This window comes from Pseudomonas sp. NPDC087612 (assembly GCF_044743505.1).
GTDB lineage: Bacteria > Pseudomonadota > Gammaproteobacteria > Pseudomonadales > Pseudomonadaceae > Aquipseudomonas.
The window spans coordinates 46,048-62,293 of the sequence record NZ_JBIUWO010000008.1 but is presented as its reverse complement, the minus strand read 5'-3'; the positions used below and the strand labels follow the sequence as shown (position 1 = coordinate 62,293).

Here is a 16,246-nt window from a genome sequence, read left to right as displayed (position 1 = left end):
CATCCCATGCGCGTATTGTTTTTCAGCAGCCAGACCTACGACCAGGACAGCTTCACCAGCGTGGCACCGGCGCCAGAGATTGAGCTGCACTTTCAACCGGCGCGCCTTACCGAAGACACCGCGCCGCTGGCGGCCGGCCACGAAGTGGTCTGCGCCTTCATCAATGACGACCTAGGCGCTGCGGTACTGGAGCGCCTGGCGGCCGCTGGCACGCGCCTGATCGCCCTGCGCTCGGCCGGCTACAACCACGTCGACCTGGCCGCCGCCAAACGCCTGGGCCTGGCCGTGGTACGGGTGCCGGCCTACTCGCCACATGCCGTGGCCGAGCATGCGGTGGCGCTGATCCTGGCGCTCAACCGGCGCCTGCACCGGGCCTACAACCGCACCCGCGAAGGCGACTTCACCTTGCACGGCCTGACCGGCTTCGACCTGCACGGCAAGACCGTCGGCGTGGTCGGTACCGGGCAGATCGGCGCGGCCTTTGCGCGGATCATGGCCGGTTTCGGTTGCCAGATGCTGGCCTACGACCCCTACCCCAACCCCGACCTGCTGGCGCTCGGGGCACGCTACCTGAGCCTGCCGGAGTTGCTGCGCCAGGCCCAGGTCATCAGCCTGCACTGCCCGCTGACCGACGACACCCGCCACTTGATCAACGCCCAGAGCCTGGCCGACCTGCAACCCGGGGCCATGCTGATCAATACCGGCCGCGGCGCCCTGGTCGACACGCCGGCGCTGATCGAGGCGCTGAAAAGCGGCCAGCTCGGCTACCTGGGCCTGGATGTCTATGAAGAGGAAGCCCAGCTGTTCTTCGAAGACCGCTCCGACCTGCCCTTGCAGGACGACGTGCTGGCGCGGCTGCTGACTTTCCCCAATGTGATCGTCACCGCCCACCAGGCCTTCCTCACCCGTGAAGCGCTGGCGGCCATCGCCGCCACCACCCTGGACAACATAAGCCGCTGGGCGGCAGGCAATCCGCAGAACTTGGTCGAGGGTTGATGCTAGGATACGCGGCAGATTTGGAGGACCCATGGTCGAACACGATTTCCGCTACACCCTGTTTAACCCGCAACACACCCTGATCGAGTGCCGCGCCCTGGTGCCAGGTCGCTATCAAGTGACCGGCAACGGCGGCTCGATCCAGAAGAACGACGTTCTGCTGGTGACCCTCAAGGGCAGCAAGGACTTGTCCATGCGCCTGACCGTGGAGTCGGTGCGCCACTTGATCAACCCGACCGGCCAATGGGTCGCGGTAGCCAGCGGCCCGGTGTTCGGCGAACTGGCGATCCACACCTGGGAGGTCAACTGCGACAGCTGCCAGGCCGCCCTGAGCTTCGAATTCGCGGTCGACGCCAAACTGGGTAAAAAAGCCCAGCAACCGGCCGCCAGCGCACGCATCGCCGAGCTTGGCTGGATCAGCCGCGGCGACAAACACCTGTGCCCGAAATGCAAGGAGACGGCCCAGTGAAAACGCTGTTGCTCTCAGCCCTGATCGGCACCGCCCTGCTGGGTTGCGCCGCCGAGCCGATGAAGCTGGAACAGGAACGCAGCTACCTGCTGGAGTGGATTGGCGAACGTCCGCTGATGGACTACAGCCACCTGACCCTGACCCTCGCCGCCGACGGCCGCGCCTATGGCAACGGCGGCTGCAACCACTGGTTCGCGCCGTACCAGCTGGACGGCGACAAGCTGAGCTTCGGCAGGGTCGGCAGCACCCGCAAGCTGTGTGCGCCGGCGCTGATGGAGCAGGAAAAACGCTTCCTGCAGGCGCTGGAAACCGTGCAGCGCTGGGATATCTCGCCGATCGAGCAAGTGCGCTTCTGGCCCGCCGAGGGCAAGCCGCTGCGTTTCTGGCCTGAGGAGGGTTGACTTAAGCGGCAAGCTACAAGCTTCAAGCCGCAAGTAAGAGCAGACTGTGCACGGTCTTGCTCTATCTTGCAGCTTGTCGCTTGTAGCTTGAAGCTGCTGTCATGCGCCTTTCAGCGCCTTGATCTTCTGGTTCAGGCCCTCCAGAGTCTGCTCGCCCAGCAACTGCTCACGCACCTTGCCCTTGTCATCGATGATGTAGGTCACCGGCAAGGCTTCGCTGCGCGGCAATTGGTAACGCTCGGCCGGGTCGCTGGCCAGTACGGTGAAGCCGATACCCAGGGCTTCGCTGGCCTTTTTCAGGTCTTCACCCTGCAGGCCGTCGAAGTTCACCCCCACTACCTGCACGCCCTGCCCCTGCCATTGCTTGGCCGCGGCGTTGAGTTCGGGAATTTCGATACGGCACGGGCCGCACCATTCCGCCCAGTAGTTGAGCACCAGCCAGTGCCCTTCAATCTGCTCGGCTTTCACTGCCTGGCCGTGCTGGTCCAGGCCGTAATCTGCACCGCAACCGCCAAGCAACAGGCTCGCGGTGATGGCCAGTGCTGCTGCCAAACGCCTTGTCATGGGTCAATCCTTCTCGAAGATTCAAGCAAAATGCGAAGTCGCTGCGGTTAGAATAGCCGCCACACCCTGCTGGATGCGACCCGAACATGACTGACCTGACCCTCTATCACAATCCGCGCTGCTCCAAATCCCGTGGCGCCCTGGAGCTGCTCGAAGCCCGCGGCCTGGCCCCGACCGTGGTGCGCTACCTGGAAACCCCGCCGACCGCCGGCGAGCTCAAGGCCCTGCTCGGCAAGCTTGGCATCAGTGCCCGCCAGCTGCTGCGCAGCGGTGAAGACGAATACAAAACGCTCAACCTGGCCGATGCCAGCCTCAGCGAGGCGCAGTTGATCGAGGCCATGGTCCAGCACCCGAAGCTGATCGAGCGGCCGATCCTGATTGCCGGCAATAAAGCCGCGATCGGCCGGCCACCAGAGAAGGTGCTGGAGATCCTGCCGTGAGCGCGCCGTATATCCTGATCCTGTTCTACAGCCGCCACGGCTCGACCAGCGAGATGGCCCGGCAGATTGCCCGCGGCGTCGAGATGGCCGGCCTTGAGGCACGTATCCGCACGGTACCGGCAATTTCCACCGAGTGCGAAGCCGTCGCCCCGGACATCCCCGACACCGGCGCCCTGTATGCCAGCCTCGACGACCTGCGCCACTGCTCGGGCCTGGCCCTGGGCAGCCCGACGCGCTTTGGCAACATGGCCGCACCGCTCAAGTACTTCATCGACGGCACCAGCAGCCTGTGGCTGAGCGGCGGCCTGGTCGGCAAGCCAGCGGCGGCGTTCACCTCCACCGCCAGCCTGCACGGCGGCCAGGAATCGACCCTGCTGTCGATGCTATTGCCGCTGATGCACCACGGCATGCTGATCATGGGCCTGCCCTACAGCGAGTCGGCATTGCTGGAAACCCGGGGCGGCGGTACACCCTATGGCGCCAGCCACCATGCCGGCGCCGACGGCAAGCGCGACCTGGATGCCGACGAAATTGCCCTGTGCCGCGCCCTGGGCCAGCGCCTGGCGTCTACCGCCAAACTGCTGGAGAACGGCCGTGGCTAAAAAGCCCAAGGTATTGCCGTCGCTCGAATGGCTGGCGCCGCGCCTGCGCCTGACCCGGGCGCTGAGCCTGGCGAGCTTTTTCGGCCTGGTCGCCCTGCTGACCCTGAACAACCTGCTGTTCGCTGACCTTCATGGTGCGCGGGTCGGGGTGATCCTGGCGATCGAGCTGGTGCCGCTGGCCCTGCTGCTGCCGGGCATGCTGCTGGGCAACGCCCGCGCCCATGCCTGGACCTGCTTTGTGGTCAACCTGTACTTCATCAAGGGCGTGCTCGCTGCGTTCGACCCGGCGCGGGCGCTGTTCGGCTGGCTGGAAGTGGCGATCAGCCTGGCGCTGTTCGTCAGTGCCTTGCTGTATGTGCGCTGGCGCTTTCAGTATGAGCGGCGGTTGGCCGGGGAAGGTTCGAACTAAGAGTTGAATCCATCGCTGGCAAGCCAGCTCCCACAGGGTTTTGTGGGGGCTGGCTTGCCAGCGATGGCGGCACCACCGATTTCAGTGATTGACGGTGTGCGCCAGCATCACCGACAGCTGGCACAGCGGCCGACCGCTCTCGGAATGCCACTGGTTGAAAGCTTCCTGCACCAGGGCCAGGTCGCGCTGGCTGGTCGGCGGCTTGTCGATGATGTCCTGGGCAATCAGCGCCGCGGCCATGTCATTGCTGGGGATGAAGGTGTCCTTGCCGCACATGCGCAAGAAGCGCGGCGCCGACAGCCCGCCCAACTGGTTGCCATGCTTGGCCAGGTACTTCCACAGGCCGACGATGTCGGTCACCGGCCAGTCGGCAATGAACGCGCCGAAGCTGCCGTGTTGCTTCTCGATGTCGAGGATCATCTGCGCATTGCGCGGCACGCTCTTGAGTTTGCCTAGGTGGCGGATGATGCGCGTGTCCTGCATCAACCGCTCCAGGTGCTCGGCGCCCATGAGCACGACCTTTTGCGGGTCGAAGCCAAAGAACACCTGCTCGAACGCCGGCCACTTGGCGTCCACCAGGCTGTGCTTCAAGCCGGCACGAAACACCCGCAGGGCCAGGGTCGACAGGTAGCGGTCGGCACCGATCTCACGCAACTGCCCGGGGCTTTTCGCCTGGGGCAGGTGCGCTTCGAGGGCGGCGGCCGAGCCGAAGCGGTTCAGGCAGTACTCATGCAGCCATTGGTAATCACGCATGGCCGTCAGATGTTCAGCACGTCGACAAAGCGCGGGGTGGCGGTCTCGTCGATCTTCAGGCTGGTGAAGTCGAACAGGTTGCGGTCAGCCAGCTGCGACGGCACCACGTTCTGCAGGCCACGGAAGATGTTCTCGGTACGCCCCGGGGTCTTGCGCTCCCACTCCACCAGCATGTCCTTGACCACCTGGCGCTGCAGGTTTTCCTGGGAGCCGCAGAGGTTGCACGGGATGATCGGGAATTCCTTCATGTCCGAGTAGGCCTGGATGTCCTTCTCGCTGCAGTAGGCCAGCGGGCGGATTACCACGTTGCGCCCGTCATCGGCACGCAGCTTGGGCGGCATGGCCTTGAGGGTGCCGTTGAAGAACATGTTGAGGAAGAAGGTCTCGACGATGTCGTCGCGGTGATGCCCGAGGGCCATCTTGGTTGCGCCGATTTCGTCGGCGAAGGTGTACAGGGTGCCACGACGCAGGCGCGAGCACAGCGAGCAGGTGGTCTTGCCTTCCGGGATCAGTTCCTTGACCACCGAGTAGGTGTCCTTCTCGACGATGTGGTACTCGACGCCGAGGGCCTCGAGGTAGGCCGGCAGCACATGCTCGGGGAAGCCCGGCTGCTTCTGGTCCATGTTCACCGCGACGATGTCGAACTTGATCGGCGCCACTTTCTGCAGGTGCAGCAGAACATCGAGCATGGTGTAGCTGTCTTTGCCGCCGGACAGGCAGACCATGACCTTGTCACCGTCTTCGATCATGTTGAAATCAGTGATGGCTTCGCCGGCGAGACGACGCAGGCGTTTTTGCAGTTTGTTCTGGTTGACCGAAAGGGTGCCCATAGCGCTTGGAATCCGCGAGGTGTGACAAAAGCCGAGCATTTTACCCTTAAACCGCCAGTGGGCGTAGGCCAATCCGATAAAGACTGCATCGTGATTAAGCACGGCCCTGACAGCGCGATTTGCTCTAAAAAGCCGGCTTTATGCGGCGAACGCCTTCCTATACTGCGACATAAGGCCACACAAAGGTGACCTCCAACCTCTGGCCCAGACTTGGGGCCGCAAGCGCTCCAGTGGGGGGCGATGGCAACAACGAAAGGAGTGACCGGCATGATCCATCACGTTGTTGGGCTATTTACCCATCCCGATCAGGAATGGAAAGAAATACGCGGTGAAGAAGAAAGCATCAGCCACATGTACCTGACCCACACGCTGATCCTCGCCGCGATCCCGGCGGTTTCGGCGTTTATCGGCACCACCCAGGTCGGCTGGGTCATCGGCGATCGCGCACCGGTCATGCTGACCCAGGAAAGCGCGCTGTGGATGACCATCATGTCCTACCTGGCCATGCTCGGCGGCGTGGCGGTGATGGGCGCGTTCATCCACTGGATGGCCCGCACCTACGATGCTAACCCAAGCCTGGCGCGCTGCATCGCCTTTGCCACCTACACCGCGACGCCCCTGTTCGTCGGCGGCCTGGCGGCGCTGTACCCGCACCTGTGGCTGGGCATGATCGTCGGCACCGCAGCGGTGTGCTACACGGTGTACCTGCTGTATGTCGGCTTGCCGACCTTCATGAACATTCCTTCCGATGAGGGCTTTCTGTTCTCGAGTTCGGTACTGGCGGTAGGGCTGGTGGTGCTGGTCGCCATCATGGCCTTCACCGTGATTGTCTGGGGACTGGGCGTGGGGCCCGTCTACACCAACTGACCTGAATTATTAGAAACAGCAACATAGGTGCACTCACCATCAGGCCGCCGCAAGGCGGCCTGATACTGTGCGCTGACAGGTGGCTCGGCAGCGCCGCCGCGGTTGCGGCATAATTGTCGGCCAGGAGTGTTCCCCGATATGCCCGAACTGCTCAAATCCCGCGTCGAAACCTGTTACCAGCAAGCCGAAACCTTTTTCAAACGGCCCTTCCCGCGCCCCGAAGTCAGCTTCAAGCTGCGCGGCCAGAAGGCCGGCGTCGCGCACCTGCACGAGAACCTGCTGCGCTTCAACCTGCAGCTGTACCGCGAAAACAGCGAAGACTTCCTCAAGCAGACCGTACCCCACGAGGTCGCCCACCTGGTGGCCCACCAACTGTTTGGCGAGCGTATCCAGCCCCATGGCGAGGAATGGCAACTGATCATGCGCGGCGTGTACGAGCTGCCGCCACACCGCTGCCACAACTACGCGGTCAAGCGCCGCACGGTCACCCGCTACATCTACCGCTGCCCGTGCGCCGGCAGCGACTTCCCGTTCTCGGCGCAACGCCACAGCCTGGTGCGCCAGGGGCGGCGCTACCTGTGCCGGCGCTGTCGCCATACCCTGGTGTATAGCGGCGAGACCCGGGTGGAGTAAAAGCATCGCGGGGCAAGCCCGCTCCCACCTCATCTGCAGGAGCGGGCTTGCCCCGCGATGAAGCCCCCGCAGACACAAAAAAGCCCATCCGAAGATGGGCTTTTTGCGCTACGCAGCCTGCCTGTTAGCGAGCAGGGCCTTCAGCCACACCGAGGTCATCCATCGGGCGGGTGTCGGTCAGCGGCGAGCCGCCGGACGCCAGCTCGGCGTGCAGCTTGTCTTCGTCCAGTTCCTTGACCCACTTGGCCACGACCACGGTGGCCACAGCGTTGCCGATCAGGTTGGTCAGGGCGCGGGCTTCGGACATGAAGCGGTCGATGCCAAGGATCAGCGCCAGGCCGGCAACCGGCAGGTGGCCAACGGCCGACAGGGTTGCGGCGAGGACGATGAAGCCACTACCGGTAACGCCGGCAGCACCTTTGGAAGCAACCAGCAGCACCAGCAGCAGGGTGATCTGGTGGGTGATGTCCATGGTGGTGTCGGTGGCCTGGGCGATGAACACCGCGGCCATGGTCAGGTAGATCGAGGTGCCGTCGAGGTTGAACGAGTAGCCGGTCGGGATCACCAGGCCAACCACGGATTTCTTCGCGCCCAGACGCTCCATCTTGGTCAGCATGCGTGGCAGCGCCGACTCCGAGGAGGAGGTACCGAGGACGATCATCAGCTCTTCACGGATGTAGCGGATCAGCTTGAGGATGCTGAAACCGTGGGCGCGGGCGATACCGCCGAGCACCACCAGGATGAACAGCACGCAGGTGACGTAGAAGCAGATCATCAGCTGGCCCAGTTGCACCAGCGAACCGACGCCGTACTGGCCGATGGTGAAGGCCATGGCACCGAAGGCACCGACCGGCGCCAGCTTCATGATCATGTTGATGATGTTGAACATGACATGGGCGAAACGGTCGATCAGGTCCAGCAGCGGCTTGCCGTAGGCACCCAGGCGATGCAGGGCGAAGCCGAAGATCACCGAGAACATCAGCACTTGCAGGATGTCGCCGTTGGCGAAGGCGCCGACCACGGTGTTGGGGATGATGTTGAGCAGGAAGCCGACGGTGGTCTGCTGCGCGCCGGCGGCGGCGTAAGCGGCCACGCTGCTGGCGTTGAGGGTGCTGACATCGATGTGCATGCCGGCGCCAGGCTTGACCACGTTGACCACCACCAGGCCGATGATCAGGGCGATGGTCGAGACAATTTCGAAGTAGAGCAGCGCGTAGCCACCGGTCTTGCCGACCGATTTCATGTTCTGCATGCCGGCGATGCCGCTGACCACGGTACAGAAGATGATCGGGGCGATGACCATTTTGATCAGTTTGACGAACCCGTCACCCAGTGGCTTCAGGGCCACGCCGGTTTCAGGGTAGTAATGGCCCAGCAGGATACCGATGGTGATCGCTACTAACACCTGGATATACAGCGATTTGTACAGTGGCTGACGCGTCGTCATGGCTAATTCCTCAAGGGTACCGGCTCATCCTTCCCAGGATGCGGGGTACCTAAAGCGCGAACCCTCCTGCACTGGAGGGATTTGTTGTGTCGAGCTGCCTGGCAGAACTCTGATGAGTCCATAGCAAGCCCGATGCCAAAATGCGCTTTAACGGTGCAAGCCCCGGTTTTACGGGGCTGCGATGCACAAAGAGGTTGCAGGTCGAGGGGCTGGGGTTGGCGGATTTCCGCACGCCATGCAAAGGTTTGTGACAATGATGGCGGTAATCCGCCTAGGTATTTCGCTCCAGCTCAAAACGGATGCGAAAGGCCGCACCGCCCAGCGGCGAGTCATCGAGGGTCAGGGTGGCGTCGTAGCTTTCGATGATGTCCTTGACCACCGCCAGGCCAATGCCCTGCCCCGGGTTCTGCCGGTCGAGGCGCTCGCCACGCTGGAGGATGCGTTCGCGCTGGTCGGGCGGCACGCCCGGGCCGTCGTCCTCGATGCACAGCACCACCTGTGCCTCATTGGCCTGCAGGCTGATGCGAACCTGGCCCAGGCACAGGCGGTAGGCGTTCTCCAGCAGGTTGCCGAGCAACTCGAGCAAGGCGCCCTGCTCCATAGGCACCATGGCGTTGGCCGGCACGTCCACGCTGATGTGCACATGTTTGTCGCGGTAGACCTTGGCCAGGGTGCTGCACAGGCTGTCGAGCAATGGTCGCAACTGCACCTGGTGGCGCACCAGGCCGCTCTTGCGCAGGCTGGCGCGCTGCAACTGGTAGTCGATCTGCTGGCTCATGCGCTCGATCTGGCTTTGCAGCACCCGCGCCTGCTCACGGTCTTCGCGGCGCTGGGCCATGCTCTCACTGACGCCCTGGAGCACGGTCAACGGGGTTTTCAGGCTGTGGGCCAGGTCGCCGAGCGAATCCCGATAGCGCCGGCGCTGCTCGCGTTCGCTGCGCAGCAGGCGGTTGAGCGAATCGGTCAGGCGCAGCAACTCCCGCGGGTGCTCACCGCTCAGGCCTTCGCGGGCACCGGATTCGACATCATCAAGCTCGCGGCTCATCTGCCGCAGCGAACGCAGGCCCCAGGTCAGGCCGGCCCAGAGCAGCACCAGCAACGCCAGCAACGCCGCGCCAAAGCCCAGGTAGAGTTTTTCGCGCAGCCCGTCGAGGGTGTGCTGGTATTCACGCACCGGTTGCAGGGCGACGATGCTGAAGGCGGCGGTCTTGCCGCCAAGCAGCTTGACCTCGACGTCGTAGACGAAGAACTCCTCGCCGTTGTCCTGGCGAATCCGCGCAAATTCGTTGCCGCGCCCGTCGTAGCGCGGGGTGTAGTTGATGTTCTCATCCGCCGTGGCCCGTGAGCGCCACACCAGGTTGCCCTGGCGGTCGTAGATGTAGCCGAGCAGGCGGCTGTCGGGCAGGTTGAATTTCTCGTCGGGTAACAGCACCGGCATCTGCAGGTTGCCTTTCTCGATGCGCGCGGCGGAAATCAAGGTAGTGACGTCCGAGGCCAGGCGCTGCTCGATCGATTCCTGCAAGGCCAGGCTGAAGGCCTTCTGCAAGGCCGGCAGCAAGCCGAGCATGAACAGCAGCGCCAGCACCGCGGCCGCCAGCATCAAGCGCAGACGTAACGAACGGATCATCGGCAACGCTCGGTGAACAGATAACCCAGGCCGCGCACGGTATCGATCGGCTTGAAGCCGTTGCTGCCCTCAAGCTTGCGCCGCAGGCGGCCGACCAGCACCTCTATGACATTCGGGTCGCGCTCGTCGTCGTCCGGATACAACTGCTCCATCAGGCGGTCCTTGGCCACCACCTGCTGGTGATGACGCATCAGGTACTCGAGGATGCGGTATTCATAGGCGGTCAGCGCCAGCGGTTGTTCGTCGAGGGTGGCCTGCTTGCGATTGAGGTCGAGCACCAGCGGACCGGCGGCAATGGTCGACTGGGTAAAGCCGCTGGAGCGGCGCAGCAAGGCGTTGAGACGGGCTTCGAGTTCTTCGAACTGAAAGGGTTTGACCACATAGTCGTCGGCGCCGGCGGCCAGGCCTTCGACCTTGTCCTGCCAGTTGCCACGGGCGGTAAGGATCAGGATCGGGAAACTCTTGCCCTGGGAACGCAATTGGCGGATCAGGTCGAGCCCGCTCATGCCCGGCAGGCCCAGGTCGATCACCGCCAGGTCATGGTTGAACTGCTCGGCCTGGTACAGGGCCTCCTCGGCATCGGCCACCGCTTCGACCACATGCCCGCTTTCCGTCAAGCGGCTGTACAAGTGATGACGCAAGAGTGCCTCATCCTCGACCACCAGCAGTTTCATACGCTCCTCCAGACCCGTGCCGGCCTTCATTGGCCAGTCAATTTTGTAGACGAATGCAGAATAACAGCGAACCGGCCGTGCGCATGCAGGCCGGTTCGGACATCGCCAGGCGACTTAGAACGCGTAGTTGGCCGACAGGTAGGTCTGGGCGCTGCTGTTCAGGCGCAGGCTGCCGACTTTCGGACCGTCATGTTCGGACAACTCGGTGCTGGCGTTGCTGCGCAGGTAACGGTAGCCCAGTTCCACCGAGGCATTGTCGCTGACTTGCTGCAGCACGCCGGCTTGCAGGCCGATGGCGTAACCGGTGTCGGTATCGCGGCTGTAGCCGGAGGATTCCATGCTCATCTTGGTCAGGCCGGCGCTGGCGCCACCGAACAGCTTGGTGGTGTTGCCCAGCGGGTAGAACATGTCGTAGCTGCCCAGGAGGTTTTCCTGGCGTACTTTCAGGCCGCTGTGATCGTTGGAGACGTTGTCGTAGGTCAGGTAGTAGCGGCCCTGGTCGTTCATCTGGCCGACGCGGATGCCGTAGGTGCTGTCCTTGCTGATGATGCCGTCGGTGTTCAGGTGATCAGTGTTGCGGGTCAACAGGCCGGACTTTTTCATCTTGTCGCTGGTCTGACCATAAGTGACGCCGGCGAAGGTGGTGTCAGCGGCCTGGGCGGCGGCGCTGGCGCCAAGGAAAGCAACGGTGAGCAGCAGGGTGTTGAGCTTTTTCATCGTGTGGTACTCCAGGTGATGCACTGTGTTGGTGTGGAAGCTAGAGTAAGCAAGCCCTCCTGAACCGCCGCTGAACCCTGGCTGAACCTCGGCTGAACAGCTGCACTGAGAGCAAAACCGACTGCAATCAAGGAGTACGACCATGCGTTGTCTGCTCGCTCTGGCCCTGATCGGTGCCGCCAGCCTGGCCCAGGCGGCGGTGCAAACCCGTGAGATTCCCTACCAGGATGCCGATGGCAAGCGCCTGGTCGGCTATTACGCCTACGACGACGCCGCCGAGGGCAAACGCCCGGGCGTGGTGGTGGTGCATGAGTGGTGGGGGCTCAACGACTATGCCAAGCGCCGCGCCCGCGACCTTGCCGGGCTTGGCTACAGCGCCCTGGCCATCGACATGTATGGCGACGGCAAGCACACCGAGCACCCGGCCGATGCCCAGGCGTTCATGGCTGCCGCGCTGAAAGACCCGAGCGCGGCAGCCGAGCGCTTCGATGCCGGGGTTGAACTGCTCAAGCTTCAGCCACAGACCGATAAAGAGCAGATCGCCGCCATCGGCTACTGTTTCGGCGGCAAGGTGGTGCTCGACGCCGCGCGCCGTGGTGAAGCGCTGGCCGGGGTGGCCAGCTTCCATGGTGCGCTGGTCACCAACACGCCGGCGACAGCGGGCAGCGTCAAGGCCAAAGTGCTGGTAGAGCATGGCGCCAGCGACAGCATGGTGACCGCGGAGCAGGTGGAGAAATTCAAGGAAGAAATGCACGCAGCCGGGGCGACCTATGAGTTCGTCAGCATTCCCGGGGCCAAGCACGGCTTTACCAACCCCGATGCCGACCGCCTCAGCCATGGCGAGCATGGCGGGCCGGATATTGGCTACAACAAGGCGGCGGATGAAAGCTCGTGGGCGGACTTGCAGGCGTTCTTCAAGCAGATCTTCAAGTAAACCGAACACAGTGAAGCACTCTGTGGGAGCTGGCTTGCCAGCGATGTGGCCGGTGCAATCGACGCAGAATGCACTGCCTGAATCGCGAGCCCTTTGCGCTCGATCGCTGGCAAGCCAGCTCCCACAAGAACGGCCCGTGCAAGTTGTCTGGTCAGCCCTCGCGCACCACGGCACAATACCAGCCATGAACCGACTGCCCTCCTGCTGCGCCCCGCTCCTGCACCACTGGCCCCTGCCGCGTCCGGTCCCCGGCGCGATCCTGGTCAGTTGCCCGTTCGACCCCGCCCTGCTTGCCAGCGACGACTTCGCTCGCGCCGGTATCGAGCAAACCGCCAGCCTGCAACGCTCGGTGGCCAAGCGCCAGGCCGAGTACCTGGCCGGCCGGGTGTGTGCCCGCGCCGCCTTGATGCAGCTCGATGGCCGCGACTATGTCCCCGGCACCGATGAAGACCGCGCGCCGATCTGGCCGGCCGGCATCTGCGGCTCGATCACCCACGGCAAAGGCTGGGCCGCCGCCGTGGTGGCGCGCAGCAGCGATTGCCAGGGCCTGGGCCTGGACCAGGAATGCCTGCTCAGCGACGAGCGCGCCGAACGCCTGGCCCGGGAGATTCTCACTGACGCCGAACTGCAGCGTATGGACCCCAGCCAGGTAGGCCTGACCGTGACCCTGACCTTCTCGCTGAAAGAAAGCCTGTTCAAGGCGCTCTACCCGATCGTCAAGCAGCGCTTCTATTTCGAGCATGCCGAAGTGCTGGAGTGGTCCGCAGACGGCCATGCGCGCCTGCGCCTGCTGACCGACCTGTCGGCGCACTGGCACCACGGCCGGGAGCTTGAGGGGCAGTTCTGCCTGCAGGATGACCAGCTGTTGAGCCTGGTCAGCGTCTGAGTTTCAGGGCAGCAACGGGCAATGCTCGCAATGCCCGACCCAGTCGACCTTGTAACTCAGGCAGCAGGTGCGGCGCCGACGCCGTCCTCGAGCATCCTGGCTGACGGCGGCATACAAAGGGCTGCCGGGCGTTGACAGCAGCACCTGCAAGCCTGAGCTGTCGCCACTGCCTTGCAGCAGTTGATCCAGGCAATCACCGGCATTGCCCCACAACACCGCCGTTGCCAGCGCGCCCCGCTCGGCCAGGCGCGCAACCAGCGGTTGCAGATGCTCAGCCAGCAGGTCCTGGCAGGGGGCGCCGTCGGCGATCAGCGCAAGCGGCAAGCCGCGCTCATCCAGCAGCAGCGATGTCTGGCTGAAAGCCGCCAGGCTTGCACCCTCGCACAACGTCCGCCAGAGCAGCGCGAAATAGTACTTGGACCACTGCGAGACCAGCACCGGCCGCTGCGCTGGCATCAGTTCGGGGCCATACAATGCCAGCAGCAAGGCATCGAAGCGGGTTTCGTCGAGCAACGCCTGCAGGGTGATCGGCGAACTCATGCGCCGTCCTGGTTGCGCGGCCAGTTGAGGCTGAAGCAGGCGCCGCCCAAGCGCTCGCTGCGCCCCACAGACGCCCGCCCGCCATGCCAGTAAATGATCCGCCGCACGATCGACAAGCCCAGGCCATGCCCGCCAGAGGCACGCGTGCGGCTGTCGTCGAGGCGGGTAAAGGGGGTGAAGATGCGCTCCCAGACGCTTTCCGGCACGCCGGGGCCATCGTCCTCGACATCGATCCGGCACCGTTGCAGGCCCAGCTGATAGCTGAGGCTGACCTGTGATTCGGCGTGGCGCATGGCATTGCTGACCAGGTTCTGTAGCGCCCGGTGCAGGTAGCGCGGCTCGGCCTCGACCCACGGCCCCTGCCCGTCCGGCCCCTTTTCGCCGCCCTGGCAGGGACCGCGCAGCACCCGCACCTCGCGGCGCAGCGGCGCCAGCTCGGCGATCACCTGGTCGAGCAAGGCATCCAGGTCGACGCGCTGGAAATGCAGGGCCGGCGCGCCCTGCTCCAGGCGCGCGTAGGTGAGCATCTCATCGACCAGCTTGTCGAGGTCCTGGATATCGCCGTCCATGCCAGTCAGGTACTTGTCCCGGGCCTGGTCATTACTGGCGCTGGCGATCATCTCCAGGCCAAAGCGCAAGCGCGCAACCGGCGTGCGCAGCTCGTGAGACACCGCCCGCACCAGCTCGCGCTGGATGGTCAGCGAGCGCTGCAGGTGTTCGGCCATGCCATTGAACGCTGCGGCCAGGCGCCCGACCGAGTCGGCGTCGTCGGCCGCCACGCGGGTTTCCAGGCTGCCCTGGGCGATCAGCGTTGCCGCGGCCTCAAGCCCCGACAGGCGCCGCTCCAGCTGGCGCACCAACAGGTAGACGATCAGGCCGATCAGGCACAGGCCCAGCACCGCAATCAGTACCAGCAACTGCGGCGGATAGGGGTTCATCTGGTACAGCGGGCCGATTTCCAGTACCCAGGGCGTTCCGACCAGGCCGGCGAACACGCGGATCGAGTCACCGTCCTTGCCCAGGGCCATCACCGTGTCGCCTTCATCGATGCGCCGGCGCTGGTCTTCGTCCATGTCGGTCTGGTTGACCCGCTGTAGGCGCAGGTCGAAGCCAAAACCCTTGCTCTGCTTGAGGGCGGCCAGGCGCTGGGGCTGCTCGGCCACCGGGTAGCGCACCAGTTCATCGGCGAGCAGATAAATAGTGGCGCGGGCCAGTTGCTCGCTGATCTGCTGCACCTCACCGACCAGCAGCAAATCCTGATCACCGACCTGGCGCAGCACCTTGGCCGCGTGCGGGCCGGTCTTCTCGACCAGTACCTGCCCACGCTGCAAGCCGCTGCGCTGGCTACCGTCCAGCGCAGTACTGCTCAGCGCCTGCAACTCCAGGGGAATCCCCAGCAGGCGCTCCCAGATCAACAGCGCGCGCTTGCGCTCGACAGCATCCAGCGGCGCCAGGTTGTCAGCCATCAGGGTAAAGGTGCCGTGGGCCAGGCGTTCGCGGTACTGGCCGGCGCGCACCTCGTTGAGCAGGTGCAGGCTGAGCACGCCAAGCACCGCCACCAGCACCAGGGCGGCAAGCATGCCGCCATAGATGCGCAAAAAGATCGAGTTCATGGCACCTGGCCCATAGCTTGGGCCGCTTCACGAACGAACAGGTAGCCTTTGCTGCGGATGGTCTTGATCATCCGTGGATGCTCCGGGTCGTCGCCTATTTTCGGGCGGATGCGCGAAATACGCACATCAATGGATCGATCCTGGCCGTCATAGCCGACGCCGCGCAGGGAGGTGAATATCTCCTCGCGCGACAAGATGCGCCCGGCGTTGCTTACCAGCAGCCATAAAAGGTCAAACTCGGCGCTGGTCAGTTCGATGCCGCTGTCGTACAGCCAGGCCTCGCGCAAGGTGTTATCGACCCGCAACGGGCCAAACTGCAAAGCTTGCGGTACTTGCGGCTCGGCCGCAGCCTCGCTGCGCCGCAGCAGGGCGTTGATGCGTGCCAGCAGCAAGCGCGGGCGCACCGGCTTGCACACGTAGTCGTCGGCGCCCAGGTCCAGGCCCTGGACCTGGTCGAGGTCGTCGCTGCGCGCGGTGAGCATCAGGATCGGCCCGGGGTACTGCTTGCGCACCTTGCGGCAGATACTCAGGCCGTCCTCGCCAGGCAGCATCAGGTCGAGGATCACCAGGTCGGGCTGCTCGGCGATGATTCGCGCCGCCGCCCGGGCGCCATCGCCCTCCACGTCCACGACAAAGCCATTGGCCTGCAGGTATTCACGGGTCAGGTCAGCCAGCCGCTGGTCATCCTCGACGATCAATACCCGACTGCTCTGCTCCACGGCTCACCTCAACAGCTTGTTGTTATAAAGAGTGCCCAGATCACCAAAAGGCAACATTGGCCCCGGATACTACGTCGGGTACCGGCGCCTGCCAACCGCCGTTACCCGCAGTAAAAAACCAGTGG

At 64.0% G+C, this 16,246-nt stretch carries 20 protein-coding genes; 10 read left to right on the top strand and 10 right to left on the bottom strand.

Annotated elements, in window-relative coordinates; all coding sequences use genetic code 11:
• Nucleotides 1-6: 6 nt before the first annotated feature.
• From ACIOVF_RS17570 to ACIOVF_RS17560, 3 genes are read left to right on the top strand one after another with little or no spacing between them, the layout of a single operon-like run.
• Nucleotides 7-996, top strand: a complete 990-nt coding sequence (locus tag ACIOVF_RS17570; protein WP_401291132.1) for a 2-hydroxyacid dehydrogenase — start codon at nucleotides 7-9, stop codon at nucleotides 994-996.
• A gap of 31 nt (nucleotides 997-1,027) precedes the next feature.
• A complete protein-coding gene (locus ACIOVF_RS17565) occupies nucleotides 1,028-1,465 on the top strand; it encodes a hypothetical protein (RefSeq protein ID WP_045195583.1) in 438 nt (145 codons plus the stop codon).
• Nucleotides 1,462-1,866: an META domain-containing protein gene (locus ACIOVF_RS17560; RefSeq protein WP_401291127.1), complete on the top strand. Its 405-nt coding sequence runs from the start codon at nucleotides 1,462-1,464 to the stop codon at nucleotides 1,864-1,866. Before ACIOVF_RS17565 ends, ACIOVF_RS17560 begins: the two co-directional genes overlap by 4 nt.
• A 99-nt stretch (nucleotides 1,867-1,965) precedes the next feature.
• Here the strand turns inward: ACIOVF_RS17560 and ACIOVF_RS17555 are convergent, their stop codons facing one another.
• Nucleotides 1,966-2,430 carry a TlpA disulfide reductase family protein gene (locus tag ACIOVF_RS17555; protein WP_093380276.1) on the bottom strand — a complete coding sequence of 155 codons (465 nt, stop codon included), beginning with the start codon at nucleotides 2,428-2,430 and terminating at the stop codon, nucleotides 1,966-1,968.
• Nucleotides 2,431-2,516: 86 nt separating this feature from the next.
• Here ACIOVF_RS17555 and arsC point away from each other — a divergent pair, with 86 nt between their 5' ends.
• Genes arsC through ACIOVF_RS17540 form a run of 3 tightly spaced genes read left to right on the top strand, consistent with a single transcriptional unit; the run spans nucleotide 2,517 to nucleotide 3,881 of the window.
• The gene (gene arsC / locus ACIOVF_RS17550; protein WP_195884842.1) at nucleotides 2,517-2,870 is read left to right on the top strand and encodes an arsenate reductase (glutaredoxin); all 354 of its coding nucleotides are present in this window, start codon (nucleotides 2,517-2,519) and stop codon (nucleotides 2,868-2,870) included.
• Nucleotides 2,867-3,472: an NAD(P)H:quinone oxidoreductase gene (wrbA, locus tag ACIOVF_RS17545; RefSeq protein ID WP_093380271.1), complete on the top strand. Its 606-nt coding sequence runs from the start codon at nucleotides 2,867-2,869 to the stop codon at nucleotides 3,470-3,472. Before arsC ends, wrbA begins: the two co-directional genes overlap by 4 nt.
• Nucleotides 3,465-3,881 carry a DUF2069 domain-containing protein gene (locus tag ACIOVF_RS17540; protein ID WP_045195592.1) on the top strand — a complete coding sequence of 139 codons (417 nt, stop codon included), beginning with the start codon at nucleotides 3,465-3,467 and terminating at the stop codon, nucleotides 3,879-3,881. The genes wrbA and ACIOVF_RS17540 overlap by 8 nt, the downstream gene beginning before the upstream one ends.
• A gap of 81 nt (nucleotides 3,882-3,962) precedes the next feature.
• Here the strand turns inward: ACIOVF_RS17540 and ACIOVF_RS17535 are convergent, their stop codons facing one another.
• Complete coding sequence (locus tag ACIOVF_RS17535; protein WP_401291122.1) at nucleotides 3,963-4,634, bottom strand: DNA-3-methyladenine glycosylase I; 672 nt, start codon at nucleotides 4,632-4,634, stop codon at nucleotides 3,963-3,965.
• Nucleotides 4,635-4,639: 5 nt separating this feature from the next.
• Nucleotides 4,640-5,464: a tRNA 2-thiocytidine(32) synthetase TtcA gene (gene ttcA, locus ACIOVF_RS17530; RefSeq protein WP_038993896.1), complete on the bottom strand. Its 825-nt coding sequence runs from the start codon at nucleotides 5,462-5,464 to the stop codon at nucleotides 4,640-4,642.
• A gap of 267 nt (nucleotides 5,465-5,731) precedes the next feature.
• Between ttcA and ACIOVF_RS17525 the strand changes: the two genes are divergently transcribed.
• A complete protein-coding gene (locus ACIOVF_RS17525) occupies nucleotides 5,732-6,331 on the top strand; it encodes a Yip1 family protein (RefSeq protein WP_093380265.1) in 600 nt (199 codons plus the stop codon).
• A gap of 138 nt (nucleotides 6,332-6,469) precedes the next feature.
• Nucleotides 6,470-6,964: a SprT family zinc-dependent metalloprotease gene (locus ACIOVF_RS17520; protein WP_045195598.1), complete on the top strand. Its 495-nt coding sequence runs from the start codon at nucleotides 6,470-6,472 to the stop codon at nucleotides 6,962-6,964.
• A gap of 124 nt (nucleotides 6,965-7,088) precedes the next feature.
• Here ACIOVF_RS17520 and ACIOVF_RS17515 read toward each other — a convergent pair whose 3' ends face one another.
• The 4 genes from ACIOVF_RS17515 to ACIOVF_RS17500 all read right to left on the bottom strand — a co-directional run bounded on the left by ACIOVF_RS17515 (nucleotide 7,089) and on the right by ACIOVF_RS17500 (nucleotide 11,429).
• Complete coding sequence (locus ACIOVF_RS17515; RefSeq protein ID WP_045195599.1) at nucleotides 7,089-8,411, bottom strand: dicarboxylate/amino acid:cation symporter; 1,323 nt, start codon at nucleotides 8,409-8,411, stop codon at nucleotides 7,089-7,091.
• A 271-nt stretch (nucleotides 8,412-8,682) separates the two neighbouring features.
• Nucleotides 8,683-10,038, bottom strand: coding sequence for an ATP-binding protein (locus tag ACIOVF_RS17510; RefSeq protein WP_093380262.1), 1,356 nt, complete (start codon nucleotides 10,036-10,038; stop codon nucleotides 8,683-8,685).
• Nucleotides 10,035-10,712 (bottom strand): response regulator, encoded by a 678-nt coding sequence (locus ACIOVF_RS17505; protein ID WP_045195602.1) that lies wholly within the window; start codon nucleotides 10,710-10,712, stop codon nucleotides 10,035-10,037. The genes ACIOVF_RS17510 and ACIOVF_RS17505 overlap by 4 nt, the downstream gene beginning before the upstream one ends.
• Nucleotides 10,713-10,826: 114 nt before the next feature.
• Nucleotides 10,827-11,429, bottom strand: coding sequence for an outer membrane protein (locus ACIOVF_RS17500; RefSeq protein WP_045195603.1), 603 nt, complete (start codon nucleotides 11,427-11,429; stop codon nucleotides 10,827-10,829).
• A 142-nt stretch (nucleotides 11,430-11,571) separates the two neighbouring features.
• On the opposite strand from ACIOVF_RS17500, the gene ACIOVF_RS17495 reads away from it, so the two are divergent.
• Nucleotides 11,572-12,363, top strand: a complete 792-nt coding sequence (locus ACIOVF_RS17495; protein WP_401291115.1) for a dienelactone hydrolase family protein — start codon at nucleotides 11,572-11,574, stop codon at nucleotides 12,361-12,363.
• A 184-nt stretch (nucleotides 12,364-12,547) separates the two neighbouring features.
• Nucleotides 12,548-13,249 (top strand): 4'-phosphopantetheinyl transferase, encoded by a 702-nt coding sequence (locus ACIOVF_RS17490; RefSeq protein ID WP_045195606.1) that lies wholly within the window; start codon nucleotides 12,548-12,550, stop codon nucleotides 13,247-13,249.
• 3 nt (nucleotides 13,250-13,252) lie between these two features.
• On the opposite strand, the gene fhuF is transcribed toward ACIOVF_RS17490, so the two are convergent.
• Genes fhuF through ACIOVF_RS17475 form a run of 3 tightly spaced genes read right to left on the bottom strand, consistent with a single transcriptional unit; the run spans nucleotide 13,253 to nucleotide 16,121 of the window.
• Complete coding sequence (gene fhuF / locus ACIOVF_RS17485) at nucleotides 13,253-13,789, bottom strand: siderophore-iron reductase FhuF (RefSeq protein ID WP_052676498.1); 537 nt, start codon at nucleotides 13,787-13,789, stop codon at nucleotides 13,253-13,255.
• On the bottom strand, nucleotides 13,786-15,402 hold the full coding sequence (locus tag ACIOVF_RS17480; RefSeq protein ID WP_045195608.1) for an ATP-binding protein: 1,617 nt from the start codon (nucleotides 15,400-15,402) through the stop codon (nucleotides 13,786-13,788). Before ACIOVF_RS17480 ends, fhuF begins: the two co-directional genes overlap by 4 nt.
• Nucleotides 15,399-16,121, bottom strand: a complete 723-nt coding sequence (locus ACIOVF_RS17475; RefSeq protein WP_195884845.1) for a response regulator transcription factor — start codon at nucleotides 16,119-16,121, stop codon at nucleotides 15,399-15,401. Before ACIOVF_RS17475 ends, ACIOVF_RS17480 begins: the two co-directional genes overlap by 4 nt.
• Nucleotides 16,122-16,246: the final 125 nt, after the last annotated feature.

Coding starts and splice junctions, on each gene's coding strand:
- ACIOVF_RS17570 (WP_401291132.1), top strand. CDS start 7: ATGCGCGTATTGTTTTTCAGCAGCCAGACCTACGACCAGGACAGCTTC.
- ACIOVF_RS17565 (WP_045195583.1), top strand. CDS start 1,028: ATGGTCGAACACGATTTCCGCTACACCCTGTTTAACCCGCAACACACC.
- ACIOVF_RS17555 (WP_093380276.1), bottom strand. CDS start 2,430: ATGACAAGGCGTTTGGCAGCAGCACTGGCCATCACCGCGAGCCTGTTG.
- arsC (WP_195884842.1), top strand. CDS start 2,517: ATGACTGACCTGACCCTCTATCACAATCCGCGCTGCTCCAAATCCCGT.
- ACIOVF_RS17535 (WP_401291122.1), bottom strand. CDS start 4,634: ATGCGTGATTACCAATGGCTGCATGAGTACTGCCTGAACCGCTTCGGC.
- ttcA (WP_038993896.1), bottom strand. CDS start 5,464: ATGGGCACCCTTTCGGTCAACCAGAACAAACTGCAAAAACGCCTGCGT.
- ACIOVF_RS17525 (WP_093380265.1), top strand. CDS start 5,732: ATGATCCATCACGTTGTTGGGCTATTTACCCATCCCGATCAGGAATGG.
- ACIOVF_RS17520 (WP_045195598.1), top strand. CDS start 6,470: ATGCCCGAACTGCTCAAATCCCGCGTCGAAACCTGTTACCAGCAAGCC.
- ACIOVF_RS17515 (WP_045195599.1), bottom strand. CDS start 8,411: ATGACGACGCGTCAGCCACTGTACAAATCGCTGTATATCCAGGTGTTA.
- ACIOVF_RS17510 (WP_093380262.1), bottom strand. CDS start 10,038: ATGATCCGTTCGTTACGTCTGCGCTTGATGCTGGCGGCCGCGGTGCTG.
- ACIOVF_RS17505 (WP_045195602.1), bottom strand. CDS start 10,712: ATGAAACTGCTGGTGGTCGAGGATGAGGCACTCTTGCGTCATCACTTG.
- ACIOVF_RS17500 (WP_045195603.1), bottom strand. CDS start 11,429: ATGAAAAAGCTCAACACCCTGCTGCTCACCGTTGCTTTCCTTGGCGCC.
- ACIOVF_RS17495 (WP_401291115.1), top strand. CDS start 11,572: ATGCGTTGTCTGCTCGCTCTGGCCCTGATCGGTGCCGCCAGCCTGGCC.
- ACIOVF_RS17490 (WP_045195606.1), top strand. CDS start 12,548: ATGAACCGACTGCCCTCCTGCTGCGCCCCGCTCCTGCACCACTGGCCC.
- fhuF (WP_052676498.1), bottom strand. CDS start 13,789: ATGAGTTCGCCGATCACCCTGCAGGCGTTGCTCGACGAAACCCGCTTC.
- ACIOVF_RS17480 (WP_045195608.1), bottom strand. CDS start 15,402: ATGAACTCGATCTTTTTGCGCATCTATGGCGGCATGCTTGCCGCCCTG.